General features: G+C 66.9%; 14 protein-coding genes. 5 read left to right on the top strand and 9 right to left on the bottom strand.

Annotated elements, in window-relative coordinates; all coding sequences use genetic code 11:
- Positions 1 to 9 precede the first annotated feature (9 nt).
- Positions 10 to 375, bottom strand: a complete 366-nt coding sequence (locus I6N89_RS12130; protein ID WP_207018712.1) for a hypothetical protein — start codon at positions 373 to 375, stop codon at positions 10 to 12.
- 230 nt (positions 376 to 605) lie between these two features.
- On the opposite strand from I6N89_RS12130, the gene I6N89_RS12125 reads away from it, so the two are divergent.
- On the top strand, positions 606 to 1,424 hold the full coding sequence (locus I6N89_RS12125; RefSeq protein ID WP_207018711.1) for a helix-turn-helix domain-containing protein: 819 nt from the start codon (positions 606 to 608) through the stop codon (positions 1,422 to 1,424).
- Between the two features lie 31 nt (positions 1,425 to 1,455).
- Here I6N89_RS12125 and I6N89_RS12120 read toward each other — a convergent pair whose 3' ends face one another.
- Positions 1,456 to 2,262, bottom strand: a complete 807-nt coding sequence (locus I6N89_RS12120) for a DUF2189 domain-containing protein (RefSeq protein ID WP_207018710.1) — start codon at positions 2,260 to 2,262, stop codon at positions 1,456 to 1,458.
- A 95-nt stretch (positions 2,263 to 2,357) separates the two neighbouring features.
- Entirely contained in the window at positions 2,358 to 2,783 is a 426-nt protein-coding gene (locus I6N89_RS12115) for a nuclear transport factor 2 family protein (RefSeq protein WP_207018709.1), read from the bottom strand.
- 96 nt (positions 2,784 to 2,879) lie between these two features.
- Between I6N89_RS12115 and I6N89_RS12110 the strand changes: the two genes are divergently transcribed.
- The gene (locus I6N89_RS12110) at positions 2,880 to 3,704 is read left to right on the top strand and encodes a LysR family transcriptional regulator (protein WP_207018708.1); all 825 of its coding nucleotides are present in this window, start codon (positions 2,880 to 2,882) and stop codon (positions 3,702 to 3,704) included.
- 2 nt (positions 3,705 to 3,706) lie between these two features.
- On the opposite strand, the gene I6N89_RS12105 is transcribed toward I6N89_RS12110, so the two are convergent.
- The 3 genes from I6N89_RS12105 to prfB form a co-directional block, all read right to left on the bottom strand.
- On the bottom strand, positions 3,707 to 4,663 hold the full coding sequence (locus I6N89_RS12105; RefSeq protein WP_380659264.1) for a helix-turn-helix domain-containing protein: 957 nt from the start codon (positions 4,661 to 4,663) through the stop codon (positions 3,707 to 3,709).
- A gap of 103 nt (positions 4,664 to 4,766) precedes the next feature.
- Entirely contained in the window at positions 4,767 to 5,162 is a 396-nt protein-coding gene (locus I6N89_RS12100; protein WP_207018707.1) for a VOC family protein, read from the bottom strand.
- A gap of 89 nt (positions 5,163 to 5,251) precedes the next feature.
- Complete coding sequence (gene prfB, locus I6N89_RS12095) at positions 5,252 to 6,373, bottom strand: peptide chain release factor 2 (protein WP_207018706.1); 1,122 nt, start codon at positions 6,371 to 6,373, stop codon at positions 5,252 to 5,254.
- An 80-nt stretch (positions 6,374 to 6,453) separates the two neighbouring features.
- Here prfB and I6N89_RS12090 point away from each other — a divergent pair, with 80 nt between their 5' ends.
- Positions 6,454 to 7,323, top strand: a complete 870-nt coding sequence (locus I6N89_RS12090) for an aminoglycoside phosphotransferase family protein (protein WP_207018705.1) — start codon at positions 6,454 to 6,456, stop codon at positions 7,321 to 7,323.
- A gap of 100 nt (positions 7,324 to 7,423) precedes the next feature.
- Here the strand turns inward: I6N89_RS12090 and I6N89_RS12085 are convergent, their stop codons facing one another.
- The 3 genes from I6N89_RS12085 to I6N89_RS12075 all read right to left on the bottom strand — a co-directional run bounded on the left by I6N89_RS12085 (position 7,424) and on the right by I6N89_RS12075 (position 12,518).
- Positions 7,424 to 9,961, bottom strand: a complete 2,538-nt coding sequence (locus tag I6N89_RS12085) for a penicillin-binding protein 1A (RefSeq protein ID WP_207018704.1) — start codon at positions 9,959 to 9,961, stop codon at positions 7,424 to 7,426.
- 103 nt (positions 9,962 to 10,064) lie between these two features.
- Entirely contained in the window at positions 10,065 to 11,273 is a 1,209-nt protein-coding gene (locus I6N89_RS12080) for an N-acetylmuramoyl-L-alanine amidase (protein ID WP_207018703.1), read from the bottom strand.
- Positions 11,274 to 11,372: 99 nt separating this feature from the next.
- Positions 11,373 to 12,518, bottom strand: a complete 1,146-nt coding sequence (locus tag I6N89_RS12075; protein ID WP_207018702.1) for a pyridoxal phosphate-dependent aminotransferase — start codon at positions 12,516 to 12,518, stop codon at positions 11,373 to 11,375.
- Between the two features lie 56 nt (positions 12,519 to 12,574).
- On the opposite strand from I6N89_RS12075, the gene I6N89_RS12070 reads away from it, so the two are divergent.
- A complete protein-coding gene (locus I6N89_RS12070) occupies positions 12,575 to 13,912 on the top strand; it encodes a M48 family metalloprotease (RefSeq protein ID WP_207018701.1) in 1,338 nt (445 codons plus the stop codon).
- 29 nt (positions 13,913 to 13,941) lie between these two features.
- On the top strand, positions 13,942 to 14,721 hold the full coding sequence (locus tag I6N89_RS12065; protein WP_207018700.1) for a DsbA family protein: 780 nt from the start codon (positions 13,942 to 13,944) through the stop codon (positions 14,719 to 14,721).
- Positions 14,722 to 14,733 lie beyond the last annotated feature (12 nt).

Genomic DNA, 14,733 nt, shown 5'->3' with positions numbered 1-14,733 from the left:
ACCACCACGTCACGACGCCTTCAGCGTCTCCGCCAGAAACCGCCTGTCGGGAAAGGAAACGACCTTGCCCGACGGGCGTGCCGCGTCACGGCAGCGCGACGCCCCGCCCTCGGCGGCATTGGCGCTGCGCAGAGTCTGAGCCAGATCAGGATATTGCCTCTGCACCAATCGCCTGGGATTGCGGGCGAGACGCAAATTCTCGTCCTGCGTCAGATCGAACTGAATCAGATCCCCGGCATCGAGAGACACGCCTTCATGCGCGCTCGTCACTGTGTCGTGATAGAACGCAAGATCGCCGTGGTCTTCGCACCAGATTACAGCTTTCTGATCTCCGGGGTCGGCCCATAGCACCACCCCATACATCTTTTGTGACATTGTCACACCCTTACCGCTCCGTCTGTCACAGGGTTACGTATTTCCTGGCACTCGCCCATGTGAAGAAACGTGTCTCTGGGTTGCATTTTGTGTCGGTTTCGCTATGAATTGGCGCGAATGGGCATCACGTATGACGCTAACAAGCACCAGTTTCCGGTAACCCGTAGAAAATAGGGCCCAAAAATGGCGGTTTTCCGCCTTGCTCAGCCCCGTCGCGGGAAAGAAACGGAATGTCCAGAGACCTAAGCCGAGACGATACACAACCAAGCCCGGCCGAATTACGCGGTGTTTTCGGAGCCAATTTGCGCAAACTGGGACGAGATGCGCAATCAATCTCGGCTCTGTGCCGGGATCTTGGCATCAATCGCACGCAATTCAATCGTTATTTGGCCGGAGAAAGCTTTCCGCGCCCGGATGTCCTGCATCGGATCTGCCGATTCTTCGGCGTCGATGCGCGCATCCTGCTCGAACCGGTAGAAGAGATCAGCCAGACGCCCCGCAGCCTGCTCGGGCACAGTTTCATCTCCGATTTTATCGGCGCCGGGGTCACCCATCTGTCGGAAGAGGAATTCCCTTCGGGCTTTTTCCGCTTCTCCCGCGCGGCCTTCACCGAGGAAAACCGATTTGTCGTCGGGCTCGTGCATATCTCGCGCAGCGAGGGCTTCACCTTCCTGCGCGGCTTCGAGCCAAAGGAGGCGCTGTCGATGCATGACATGCCCACCGACCCGCGCACGCGCGAATTCCGCGGCATGGTCATGCCGCAGGCCGAGGGGCTGGCGATGCTGGTCAGCCGGCGCGGCGCGGTCACGACCTCGTTCAACTATCTCGCCCGGGTGCCGGCGCTCGCCAAGACCTACTGGGTCGGCTACACCGTGCGCACCACGCAGGAAAACCCAACGGGGCGGCGCGCGGCACGGCTGGTCTATGAATATCTCGGTCGCGACACCAAGCTCATCCTCGATGCGGCGCGCACGGCGGGCTATGCCTCGGCAGAGGAACTGGTGCCCTTCCACCGCAAGCAGCTGCGCATAGACGAACCCTTTGTCTGAGACTGTGCCCGTCGTCTGAGCCTCGCGGGGCTCAGACCGCCACCGGTCGCGCCGCCGTGTCCGCTGCCGCGCCGGTTTTCAGCAGGTCGTAGAGATGCCATGTGGCATGGCCCAGCACCGGCAGCGTCAGGAACAGCCCGAGAAAGCCCGGCAGCATCGAGAGCAGCGTCACCGCCGCGATGAAGAACGCCCAGGCGAACATCACCGCCGGATGCGCGGCGACATACTGGAACGACGTGATCATCGCGGTGACGAAGTCGATTTCACGGTCCAGCAGCAGCGGCAGCGCCAGCACGGTGATCATGTAGAGCAGCGCCGCGAACCCCGCCCCGACCGCCGAACCCACCGCCAGCATGGTCAGCCCGTTCGCGGTCAGAAACACCCCGTAGCTCGACGAGACATTGGTCATCACCGAGAGACCCATGAACAGCGCAAAGATCATATGCGCGAGAAAGAACCAGAACAGAAAGACGATGACGATCACCGCGCAGATCGACGGCAGCTGCCGTTTCGATTGCCGCAGGATGACGCTGAAGATCTGCATCCAGTCCAGCGGCAAGCCTAGTTCCAGCCGCCGGCTGACATCGTAAAAGCCGACGGCGGCAAAGGGCGCCAGAAGCGGAAAGCCGATCGCCGCCAGCACCAGCCAGTAGCTCTGCCCGGTCGCCCAGGTGATCCAGCTCATCAGCAGACCCGCGAGCACATAGACGCCCGCAAAGACCAGCGCAAATCCCGGCGCGCGTTTCAGATCGGCCACGCCCCGGCGCAGCGCCTCCTTCAGCGTGGCAAAGCGCACCTCTGCCAGCGGGGGCACCCCCGGCTCCGGCGTCACGGTCATCCCCGCCCTCCCTTTTACCCAACTCACTCCTCTTGGAGGAGAGTGTAACCCGGAAAGCGGGCACGGGCGCAAGACCTTTGCGCCCGTACGGAGGGTCAGGCGGTCATGGCCTCCGCCAGCGCCGCCGTGTCCTCGTAGAAGTGATAAAGCACAAGTTTGCCCCTCTGCCACTCGGTGACCAGCGCCCAGTCGGAGGCGAATGTCTTGCCGGTGGCCCGCACAATGTGGCGCAGCCGCCCGAAAAGGCAGGCGCGGTGGGCGTCTCCAAACCCGGCGGCGATGTCGAACCGCTCCGGCGCGAAGAGATCGCCGAAGCGGCCAAAGAACAGCGCTGCGCCCTCCGGCCCGGAATAGGTGCCAAAGAGCGGGTTGGCCGCCGAAGCCTCGCGGCGCGCGGGAATGAACACGGCATCGGGCGCGACCATGTCGAGCACCTGCCCCATGTCCCCGGCGAAAAGCGCCTCTAGAAAGCGGCGGGTCAGCATTTCCGCCGGCGCGGCGGTGTCGGGTTTGTCCAGCAAGGGATTTCCTTTCTCTGCGAACTGCCGCAAGGATATCTGTGCGGAAATTCCCGGGAATCCAGAAAAAGCGCCCCATAAATGTGAGAAAACGCCCCGATGAACTGGCACGACCTGACCGTCTTTCTCGCGCTCATGCGTCAGGGCTCGCTCTCGGGCGCGGCGCGTGAGCTGGGGGTCGAACACGCCACCGTCGCGCGACGGATCGACCGGCTGGAGCGCGCGCTGGCGCTGAAGCTCTTCGACCGGCTGCCGCGCGGCTGGCGCCCGACGGCGGAGGCCGACGCGCTGCTGCCCGAGGCCGAGGCGATGGAAGAGGCCGCGCAGGCGCTCGCCCGCCGGGCGCGGGGCGCCGATGCGGGCGGGCCGGTGCGGATCTCGGCGCCGCCGGTGTTTCAGGCGCGGATCCTGGTGCCGCTGCTGGGCGGACTGCTGGCCGATCACCCGGATCTCTCGATCCGCCTCGACGGGCTGGCGGCGCGGTCCGATCTGCAAAGCGGCGAGATCGACATCGCGCTCCGGGTGGGCGCGCCGGAGGGTCGGACGATCCGCGCCCGCAAGCTCGCCGAGGTCTCCTATCGCCCCTACCGCGCGCCGGATGCGGCGACAGAGGCGGTGATCCGTCCGGAAAACAGCAGTGGCGAAGTCTTTGCCTGGGCGCGGAACTGGGCGGGCAACCGCGCCGTGGCGCTCTATTCCGGCGATCCGCCGAGCATGCTGGCTGCGGCGCGACAGGGCCTCGGCATCGCGGTTTTGCCGGTGTTTCTAGGCCGCCCGGCGGGGCTGGTGCCGGTGGATGACGCGGTGCTCTTGCGCCCGCTCTATCTGGCGCTGCACGAGGACAAGGCGCGCAGCCCGCGCATTCGGCGGGTGGCCGACGCGCTGGCTGAACGGCTGCGGGCGATCCGTGCCGAGCTCATCTGAGGCTAGTCGCCGAGCCCCAGCCGCTTCATCCGGCGATAGAGCGTCGCACGGCCGATCCCAAGCGCGCGCGCCGCCTGCGAGACATTGCCGTCGGCGCGGGTCAGCGCCCGTACCACCGCCGCGCGTTCGGCTTTCTCGAACCCGGTGGGCCCATCGCCCTGGCCAAAGAGATCGGCGGCGGGGCGCGGCTTCAACGCGCCCTTGGCCTCCAGCCGGAAGGCCTTGCGCGCGCCGCGCGTAGCGCCGACCACCAGATCGTCGGAATCGACCGCCACCAGCACCGACGCCTCGCTCTCGTCGCCATCGCCCACCACGATGCGCGCATCGGGAAAGGAGGCGCGGAAGAAATCCGCCTCGATGGCGCGCGCGGTCTGCGCCACCGTCGCGGCAATCAGCCGGTTGAAGCCCTCGGTCTGGTCGGCCCGGGCCGAAGAGACGTCGAGCGCCGCCAGCACGCTACCATCGGGGCCGAAGATCGGCGCGTCCATGCAGCTCATGCCGATATTGCGCGCAAGGAAATGATCGCCGCGATGGATGGTCACCCGGCGCTGTTCGGCGAGACAAGTACCGATGCCGTTGGTGCCCTCGGCGGCCTCGCTCCAGTCGCTGCCGGGCCAGAGCCCCCAGTCCCGGAACACCGCGCTGTCGGCATCGGCGCAGCGCTGATCCAGCACAAGCCCCGCGTCATCGGTCAGCAGCACGCCGCAGCCGGAGCTGCCCACCAGGCCGAACAGCTGGTCGAGCTTCGGCCCGGCCACCAGCAGAAACCGCTCGACCCGCAAACGCCGCTCGTGCAGCGCGCGCTGATCGAGCCGCTCGGGCGCGCGGCGCTCGGACGGATCGAGCCCGTGATGGCGCATCGACCGCCGCCAGGACGCCGCCAGCGACGACATCGCCGCCGCCCGGTCCGAACCCACGGTCTTCACAACTCTGTCGATATGATCGGTCACAGGGGTAATCGGCACTCTCCTCCATCGGCGCTTGCGGCGCTAACACCGCGCAGATGGCCAGATTATAGCCCCCGCTGTCAATCGCGCCATGCGACCAAGGCAGCAGGCCCCGTTACTGAAATCGGCCGCTGCGCTCCAGCACCTCGATCTGATAGCCGTCGGGATCGGCGACAAAGAAGAACCGCCCCACCAGCTTGCCGTCGGGCGCGAATTCCACCAGCTTGCGCGGGTTCAGCCCCTCCGCCTCGAAACGCGCATGCTCGGCGTCGAGATCGGCCACGGACACCGCCAGATGGCCGTAACCGTCACCGAGATCGTAGGGTTCCGTCCGGCCCTTGTTCACCGTCAGTTCGACCTCGAAACCCGTCTCGGCATTGCTGAGATAGATCAGGGTGAAGTCGCTGAAATCGAGCCGATCGGCGATCTCCAGCCCGAAAGCGGTGCGGTAGAAGGCGACAGAGCGGTCCTCGTCGAGAACCCGGATCATGCTGTGAATGGCTTTGGCCACGATATCCCCCTCGCGTCTTGCTGTGCTCAGGCGCAGCCTAGGGCACAGCGGCGGGGCGCGGGTAGTAGCGGAATACTACCCCGCCGGCATCAGTCCGCCTGCGCGTCGGCGCGCGACTTGCCCGAGGCCTGCTGCGCCAGCGTCGCCGCCATGAACGGGTCGAGATCGCCGTCGAGCACGCCCTGCGTGTCGCTGGTCTCGTGGCTGGTGCGCAGATCCTTCACCATCTGATAGGGCTGAAGCACGTACGAGCGGATCTGGTTGCCCCAGCCGGCATCGCCCTTGGCCTCGTGCTGGGCGTTGATCTCGGCGTTCCGGCGGTCCAGCTCCATCTGATAAAGCCGCGATTTCAGCGCCTTCATGGCGATATCGCGGTTCTGGTGCTGGGATTTCTCAGACGAGGTCACCACGATGCCGGTGGGCATGTGGGTGATCCGCACCGCCGAGTCGGTGGTGTTGACGTGCTGCCCGCCCGCGCCGGACGACCGGTAGGTGTCGATGCGGATCTCGGAGGGATTCACGTCGATCTCGATATTGTCGTCGACCACTGGATAGACCCAGACGCTGGCAAAGGAGGTCTCGCGCGTGCCCTTGCCGAAGGGCGAGATCCGCACCAGCCGGTGCACGCCGGATTCCGATTTCAGCCAGCCATAGGCGTTGGGGCCGGAAATCTTGTAGGCCACCGATTTGATCCCCGCCTCGGTGCCCGGCTCCTCCGATTGCAGCTCGACATCGTAGCCGCGCTTTTCGGCCCAGCGGACATACATGCGCTGGAGCATCTGCGCCCAGTCGCAGGCCTCGGTGCCGCCGGCGCCGGCATTGATTTCGAGAAAGGTGTCGTTGCCGTCCGCCTCGCCGTCGAGCAGCGCCTCCAGCTCCTTCTGGCCGGCCTTCTCGGCCAGCGCTGCGATGGCGGCCTCGGCCTCGGAGACGACCTCCTCGTCCTCCTCCATCTCGCCCATCTCGATCAGTTCGACATTGTCGGAGAGCTCCTGCTTGATCGAGTTATAGGTCTCCATCGCATCGACCAGCATCTGCCGGTCGCGCATGAGCTTCTGCGCCGCCTGCGGATCGTCCCAGAGGTTGGGGTCCTCGACCCGCGCGTTGAACTCCTCGAGCCGGTGCGGCGCGGTCTCCCAGTCGAGCCGCTGGCCCAGCAGGTCCAGCGATTTCTCGATCTTGTCGACGGATTTCTGGGTCTCGGCGCGCATGGCTGGCTCTCTCGGCATCGTGTCGTCAGAGATTGGGTGATACCAACGAGACGGGCATTCGACAAGCGGCAGGGCGGGAGATGACGGACAAAGATCGCGCGGCGGAAATCTGGCTGGACCGCTGGCAGCTCTCCGACCCGCAGGCGGTGGCGCGCACGGCGCTTGCGCAGGTCTGGAAAGTGCGGCAGCAGGGCGGCGCGCCGGCGGCGCTGAAGCTCTATCATCGCGGCCACCCGGGCAATGAGCGCGACGGGTTCGCCTGGCTGGCGGCCGCGGGGCCAGCACTCTCCTGCGGCGTGATCCATGCCGACCCCGACAAAGGCGCGGCGCTCTTTGGCTGGCTCGACGGCCCGCCGCTGGGCGATCTGGCGCGCGCGGGCCGGGACGAAGAGGCCGGCGAGATCCTCGCCCGCCTCGCCGAGGCCAGTTTCCGCCACAGCTTCCCGCCGGATTTCCGCCCCATCGCCCTGCCCGACTACGCGGCAAAGCTCTTTGCGCTGCGCATCGGCGCGGACTGCGCACCGAGCCTGCGCGCGGATATGCGCCGCGCGATCCGGCTGGCGGAGACGCTGTTCCGCGACGATCAGGGCCTCCGCCCGCTGCATGGCGATCTGCACCACGACAATGTCATCCTGACCGGGGCGGGCCCGCGCGCCATCGACGCCAAGGGCGTGCTCGGCCCCCGCCCCTATGAGCGGGCCAACGCCTTCCGCAATCCGCGCGGCATGGGCGACGCCCTGCGCGATCCCGCCATCATCCGCGCCCGCGCGGCACGCTGGGCCGCGGCAAGCGGCGTCAGCCCCGCCGGGATGCTGCACTGGGCGGCGGCGAAATGCGCCCTCTCAATCGCCTGGCGCAGCAGCGGCCTGCTGACCCGAGATCCCGAGGCCGACCTGCTGGCGCGCTTCCTCTCGCTCGCGGACGCGGAACCTGCCGCTTCATCTTTCTGAAAAATACTCACACCACATCGGCCAGACCGCACACCGCCCGCCCTCTCGCGCCGCCGTCGCAAACCCCGTAGGGTGGGTTTTAAACCCACCACTCTCTGGATCAATAAAGCCCGCCCGAGCTCAGCGTGCCGAAGCTCGCCTTGGGGCCCACCACGGCTTTCTTGCCAGTGGAGGTCGTCACCTGACGGGCACGGGTCGAGCCGTCGGGCTGGATCACGTCGAAATTGCCGGTCATCGCCCAGCCGCCATCGAGCTGGATGCCGAAGATCGGCTCTTCGCCACGGCGGAAACACTCGGCCACCACGTTCGGGCCCGAGGCGCCCTCGCCCAGACGCGCACCGGTGAAGCGGTCGATCTTGATGAACTCGCAGGCCTCGGGCACCTTGAACGGCCCGCCGCCGTATTTCTTCACCGCCTGGGTCATGAAGCGCTGGAACACCGGCCCGCACATGGAGGCGCCATAGGCGCCCCGGCCCAGCGGGCGCGGCGTGTCGTAGCCGATATAGCAGCCTGCCACCACGTTCGAGGTAAAGCCGATGAACCACACATCCTTGGCGTCGTTGGTGGTGCCGGTCTTGCCGGCGGTGGGCACCGGCAGGTTGACCACACCCGAGGCGGTGCCGCGCTGCACCACGCCCTGCATCATCGAGGTGAGCTGATAGGCGGTCACCCCGTCCATGATGCGCTCGCGGTTGTTGCGGATGGTCGGGCCGCGCCCAGGCGGCAGGTTGGGATCGGCGCAATCCTCGCAGACCCGTTCGTTGCCCTTGGCGCTCTCGTGGTTGTAGATCGTGCGCCCATAGCGGTCCTGCACCCGGTCGACCAGCGTCGGCTCCACCCGCTCGCCGCCATTGGCGAACATCGCGTAGGCCGAGATCATCTTGTAAAGCGTGGTCTCATCGGCGCCGAGCGCATTGGCCAGCACCCGGCCCATACGATCATAGACCCCGAATTTCTCCGCATAGCGCGCCACCGTGTCCATGCCGATCTCCTGCGCGAGACGGATGGTCATCAGATTGCGCGACTGCTCGATCCCGGTGCGCAGCGGCGTCGGACCGTAATAGGTGTTCGACGAGTTCTTGGGCCGCCACACGCCCTGCGGCGTGTCGATCTCGATGGGGGCATCGATGATGATGGTCGAGGGCGCAAAACCGGAATCCAGCGCCGAGGCGTAGACGAAGGGCTTGAAGGAGGAGCCCGGCTGGCGCTGCGCCTGGGTGGCACGGTTGAAAACCGAATCCTGATAAGAGAAACCGCCCTGCATGGCGATCACCCGGCCGGTATTGACGTCCATCGCCATGAAGGCGCCCTGCACGTCCGGCACCTGGCGCAGCGTCCAGCGGATGAAGCTGCCGTCGCCATCCTCGATCATGGCCCGCACATGCACCACATCGCCGGGTTCGAAATTGTCGCGGAAGCTGCCGCGCATCCAGGCGATATCGTTGCGCGGCACGGAATTGCCGCGCGGGTCGTCGGTGGCCACGTCCTCGATGCCAAGACGCATCGACTGATCGCCGACCTCCAGAACCACCGCCGGCAGCCACTGGCTTTCAAGGTCGATGTCGCGAGCGACGGATGTGCCGGCCAGCGCCGCGCGCCAAGCCTCTTCGCTGCCGAGCGAGTCCTCGGGGAGCGTCTTGCCGGTGCCGTGCCAGCGCCCGAGACCGCGGTCGTATTGCTCCAGCGCGATGCGCAGCGATTCTGCCGCCTCCACCTGCATCTCGGGATCGAGCGTTGCGCGTACGCTGAGACCGCCGGAAAAGAACTCGCCCTCGCCGAAATCCTCGGTCAGCTGGCGGCGGATCTCGTCGGTGAAGTAATCGCGCGGCGGCAGCGAATCCTGATAGGGCTCGTAATCGCCGTTCTGTACCGAAAGCAGCGGCTTGGCGACCTCCGTCTCATAGGTTGGTTCGTCGATATAGCCGTTTTCCATCATCTCGCGCAGCACGTAGTTGCGGCGCGAGAGCAACCGGTCCTTGTTGCGTACGGGATGGAAATCCGACGGCGCCTTGGGCATCGAGGCAAGGAAGGCGGCCTCGTTCGGCGCCAGCTCCGACAGGCTCTTGTTGAAATAGGTCTGGGCGGCGGCGGTAACGCCATAGGAGTTCTGCCCGAGGAAGATCTCGTTCAGATAAAGCTCGAGGATCTTGTCTTTGCTGAGCGCGCCCTCGACGCGGCTGGCGAGGATGATCTCCTTGATCTTGCGCTCGGCGCGGCGATCGCCTGAGAGCAGGAAGTTCTTCATCACCTGCTGGGTGATCGTCGAGGCGCCACGCACGTCGCGACCGCGCGACTTCACCGCGTCGATGGCGGCGGCGGCGATGCCGCGCGGGTCATAGCCCTGGTGGGTGTAGAAATTCTTGTCTTCCGCCGAGATGAAGGCCTGCTTCACCAGATCGGGGATCTGGTCGGCGGGGGTGAACAGGCGCCGCTCCTGGGCGAATTCGTCGATCACCCGGCCCTGCTGCGAATAGATCCGGCTGATCGTCGGCGGGGTATATTGCGCGAGGCTCTCATGGCTCGGCAGGTCCTGGCCATACATCCAGAACACCGCGCCGATGGTCAGCGCGATCATCATCAAGCCCAGCGTCAGAACGCTGAAGATGCCGCCGAAGAAAGAGAAGATAAACCGAGTCACGCAGGGAGCCCCTCAAGATGTCCGCCCCCTTTATAACGTGCCGGGGCCGCGGTCAAAACACACGCGCTTGTGAAAGCGGCGCGCCGCCGGTTGCCGTTGCGTCCTACTGCCGCCGCAGGCGGGCCAGCGCGGCGTCCTCGATGGCCCAGGCTTCTATGCCGTCGCGGATGCCCGCCGCCATGCCGGCGCGCCAGGCCAAATCCTGGAGGTTCTTCAGATCCTGCGCGGTCGAGAGGAACCCGACCTCGATCAGCACCGAGGGGATGTCAGCGGCCTTCAGCACCGAAAACCCGGCGCGGCGCAACGGGCGCTTGTGCACCCGGCCCACGGCGTTCTCGATGCCATCCACGAGGTGGCGCGCCAGCGACAGGCTGCGCGGCGTATTGTCGAGCCGCGCGAGATCGAGCAGCACATTGGCGACACGGTCGTCGGAGCCCGAGAGATCGAGCCCGGCAAGGATGTCGTCGCGGTCGTGGCGCTCGGCCAGCGCGGCGGAGGCGGCGTCGGAGGCGTCTTCGGCCAGGGTGTAGACGGTGGCGCCATGGGCGATGCCCTCTTCGATGGCATCCGCATGCAACGACACGAAAAGATCGGCGCGCGCCTCATGCGCCAGCGCCACGCGGCCCTCCAGCGACACGAAGTGATCGGCGTCGCGGGTCAGCACCGCCTCGAAGCCGGCGCGGCGCAGCACGTCGCGTAGCTCGCGGGCGAAGGTCAGCATCAGATCCGCCTCGTTGACACCGTCGCGCTCGGCGCCGGGGTCGATGCCGCCATGGCCCGGATCGAGCATGATGCGCAGCGGCGCGTCCGCGGCGCGCGGCGCGGGCGCCACCACGGAGGGCGCCGGCAGATCCCAGCGCGGATCCTGCGGAGCGCCGGAGGCGGCCTGCATCTCGTCTGCGCTCGCCGGCAGCAGCCGCAGGCGCAGCTCGGCAGTCCCCGAGCCCTCGGCGACGGTCATGCCCGCCTCGCCGATCACCATGGGCGCCTCAAGGGCGGCCACCAGCCGCGACCAGCCGGAGCGGAAGCCGCCCATGCGCAGCGCTGTGACCGCATCGGAGCGATCCATCTGCGCCGCGTCGGCGCCGGTCCAGTCGACCTCGCGGAAATCCACCACCAGCCGGGCGGGATCGGTCAGCGTGAAGGCCCGCCATGGCACGCCCTGGCTGAGCGAGAGCGACAGATCCGCCGCCCCGCCCCAGCGCGCATCGGTGACGCGGCCCTCGGTAAAAAGCGCCCGCCCGCCGAGATCCTGCGCGGCGGCGCTGGCGGCGATGAAAAGCGCCGCGATACAAAGGAAGATCCTGCTCATCCGCCCGTTCGATTATGGTTTTTCCGACCCTACCACGCCGCGCCCGGGATTCGCACCCCGCGCGACGCTCACAAGATTTTTCGTACGAAAAATCTGGGCTCAGCCGCGCGCCTCCATGAAGCGGCGCAGACGGTCGAGCCCTTCCTCGATCTCCGCCGTGCCCTGGGCATAGGAAAACCGCAGCGTGCCGCCACCGCGCGCGGGATCGAAATCGAGCCCCGGCGTTACCGCGACCCCGGCCTTGTCGAGGATCTCGGCGGCAAAGGCGCGGCTGTCATGAGTCAGGTGGCTGACATCCGCATAGACGTAAAAGGCCCCGTCCGGCGGCGCGATACGGTCGAACCCTGCCCTGGGCAACCCGTCCAGCATCAGCTTGCGGTTGCGCGCATAGACTTTGCGGTTCTCCTCCAGCTCCTCGGTCGCATCCATCGCGGCAAGCGCTGCCACCTGCGCCGCGTGCGGCGGGCAGATGAACAGGTTCTGCGCCAGCCGTTCGACCTGACGCAGCTGCGGCTCGGGCACCACCATCCAGCCGACCCGCCAGCCGGTCATACAGAAATATTTCGAGAAGGAATTGATCACGAAGACATCGTCGGAGATCTCCAGCGCCGAGACCGAGCGGCGCTCGTGCTCGATGCCGTGATAGATCTCGTCCGAGAGAAAGGCCGCGTCGCGCTCCTGACAAAGCCCGATCATCTTGCCAAGCCCCTCGCTGTCGAGCATCGTGCCCGTGGGGTTGGCGGGCGAGGCCATCATCAGCCCCTGAAACTCGACGCCCTCAAGGTCCTCCGGCGCCAGCAGATAGCCGTTTTTCTCCGAGGCGGGGATCTCCAGAGGCCGGATATCCAGCGCCTTCATGATCTGCCGGTAGGAGGGATAGCCGGGCCGCCCGACAACGACATTGTCGCCGGCATCGAACAGCGCGGTGAAGGCCAGCACGAATCCGCCCGACGAACCCGGTGTGACCACCACGCGGGCCGGATCGAGGTCGATGTCGTACCATTCCCCGTAATGCCGCGCGATGCGGGCGCGCAGCTCCGGCAACCCCAGCGACATGGTATAGCCCAGAGGGTCCGTCTTCATTGTTTCCGCCAGCACATTGCGGGCATGGGCCGGCGCGCCCGATGACGGCTGTCCCACTTCCATATGGACGATGTGGCGCCCCGCCTCTTCGGCAGCCCGCGCCGCCTCCATCACTTCCATCACAATGAAGGCATCGACCGCCCCCCGGCTTGAGTTTCGCATCTCGCTCTCCCATGGTGGCTCGGGTTCCCGCTTACGGGCGATGTGAGGGAGGGTCAATGTCCGCTGCCGCCGCAAGACCGCTGGCCGCGCTGCTGATCGCCGCGGCGCTGATACTCTCGGCAGTGCCGGCGCGCGCGGTGACGCTGCTGCGCGACGCCGATATCGAATATGCGCTGGCCGAGCTCGCCGCGCCGGTGCTGCGCGCCGCAGGCCTCAGCCCCTCGCAGGTTGGCATTATCGTGGTCGACGACAACAGCCTGAACGCCTTCATCATCGACACGCAGAACATCTTCATCCATTCCGGCCTGATCCTGAAACTGGAAAGCCCCGAGGCCTTGCAGGCGGTGATCGCGCATGAGGCGGCGCATATCACCAACGGCCATATCGCCCGCCGGCTCGGCAATATGCGCAGCGCCCGCACAGCCGCCGCCCTCGGCGCGGCACTGGCGGCGGCGACCGGCGTGGCCACCGGCAGCGGCGACGCGCTCGCCGGCGTCATGCTTGGCACCCAGAGCGCCGCGATGCGCAATTTCCTCGCCCATACGAGGGCGGAGGAAAGCTCTGCCGATATCAGCTCGATCCGCACGCTGGTGCGCGCCGGCATCGACCCGAGCGGCGCGCTGGAAGTGCAGGAGATCTTTCGCGGTCAGGAGGCGCTCTCCGCCCGCCGTCAGGATCCATATATGCAGACCCACCCGCTGACCCGCGACCGCCTGCGCGCGCTTCAGGGTCTGGTTGCCGCCGCCGGCGCCAAGGCCGCCGATCACCCGGAGGCCGATTATTGGTACGCACGCAGCCGCGCCAAGCTCTCAGCCTTCCTGCGCGCGCCGAACTGGACGCTGCGGCGGCTCGACCGGGCGCCCAGCCGCGATATCGCGCTGATGAGCGAGGCGGTGGCGCGGCACCGGCAGTCTGACCTGCCGCGCGCTCTGAAGGCCATCGACGCCGCCATCGCGCTGCGCCCGCGCGATCCGTTCCTCTACGATCTCAAGGGCGAGATCCTGCTCGAATCCCGCCGCGCCGGCCCGGCGATCCAGGTCTATTCGCAGGCCCGGCAATTGGCGCCGCGCAACGCCCAGATCCTGGCCGGGCTCGGCCGGGCGCAGCTCGCCGCGGGGCAGTACGGCGCCGCGCTGAAGACGCTGGAAGAGGCGCGTGGCCGCGACTGGCGCGACAGCCGGGTGCTGCGCGACCTTGCCGTGGCCTATGCCAAGGCGGGCAATGCCGGCATGGCCTCCGAGGCCACGGCGCAGCGCTATGCGCTGCAAGGCCGCCTGGAGGATGCCGGCATTCACGCTACCCGCGCGCTCGGCCTGCTGCCGCGCGGTTCCGCCCCATGGCGCCGCGCGCAGGACGTGCTAGACGCGGCGCAACGTGCCGAAAAAAACCGCTGACAGCGGACAAAACAGAAAACGGAGATCCGATGCTGACCCGACTGACCCGACCCGCCACCGCGCTTGCGCTCGCCGCCGGGATTGCCGCCGCCGCCCCTGCCCCGTCCCGGGCGCAGGAGGTCGACTTTTCCGCCATGACGCCGGAACAGCGCCAGGCCTTCGGCGAGCAGGTCCGCGCCTATCTGATGGAGAACCCGCAGGTCATCATGGAGGCGGTGAGCGTGCTCGAAGCGCAGCAGGCCGAACAGCAGGCCGCCGCCGACGAGCAGATCGTGGCGGACAATGCCGATGCGCTCTATCGCGACGGCTATTCCTGGGTCGGCGGCAATCCGGATGGCGACATCACCATCGTCGAGTTTTCCGATTACCGCTGCGGCTATTGCCGCAAGGCCTTTCCCGAGGTCGAGGAGCTGATCGAGAGCGACGGCAATATCCGCATCATCATGAAGGAATTCCCGATCCTAGGCGAAGCCTCGGTGACCTCCTCGCGCTTTGCCATCGCAACGCTGATGGAGGCGGGGCCCGAGGCCTACAAATCCATGCATGATGCGCTGATCACGCTCGAGGGTGACCCCTCGGAGCCGGTGCTGCGGCGTCTCGCGGACACGCTGGGTCTGGATGCCGATGCGATCATCGCGCGCATGTCGGACGAAGAGATCACCCGCCGCATCCAGGAAACCCGGGCGCTGGCCGCGCGGCTCAAGATCAACGGCACGCCGAGCTTTGTCTTCGGCGGCGAGATGCTGCGCGGCTACGTGCCGCTCGACAGCATGCGCGAGATCGCGGCGCAGATCCGCTCGGACCGCTGAACCCTCCCGGGG

Source organism: Salipiger abyssi (assembly GCF_017311415.1).
Lineage (GTDB): Bacteria > Pseudomonadota > Alphaproteobacteria > Rhodobacterales > Rhodobacteraceae > Salipiger > Salipiger abyssi_A.
This window is presented reverse-complemented; position numbering and strand designations above follow the sequence as displayed.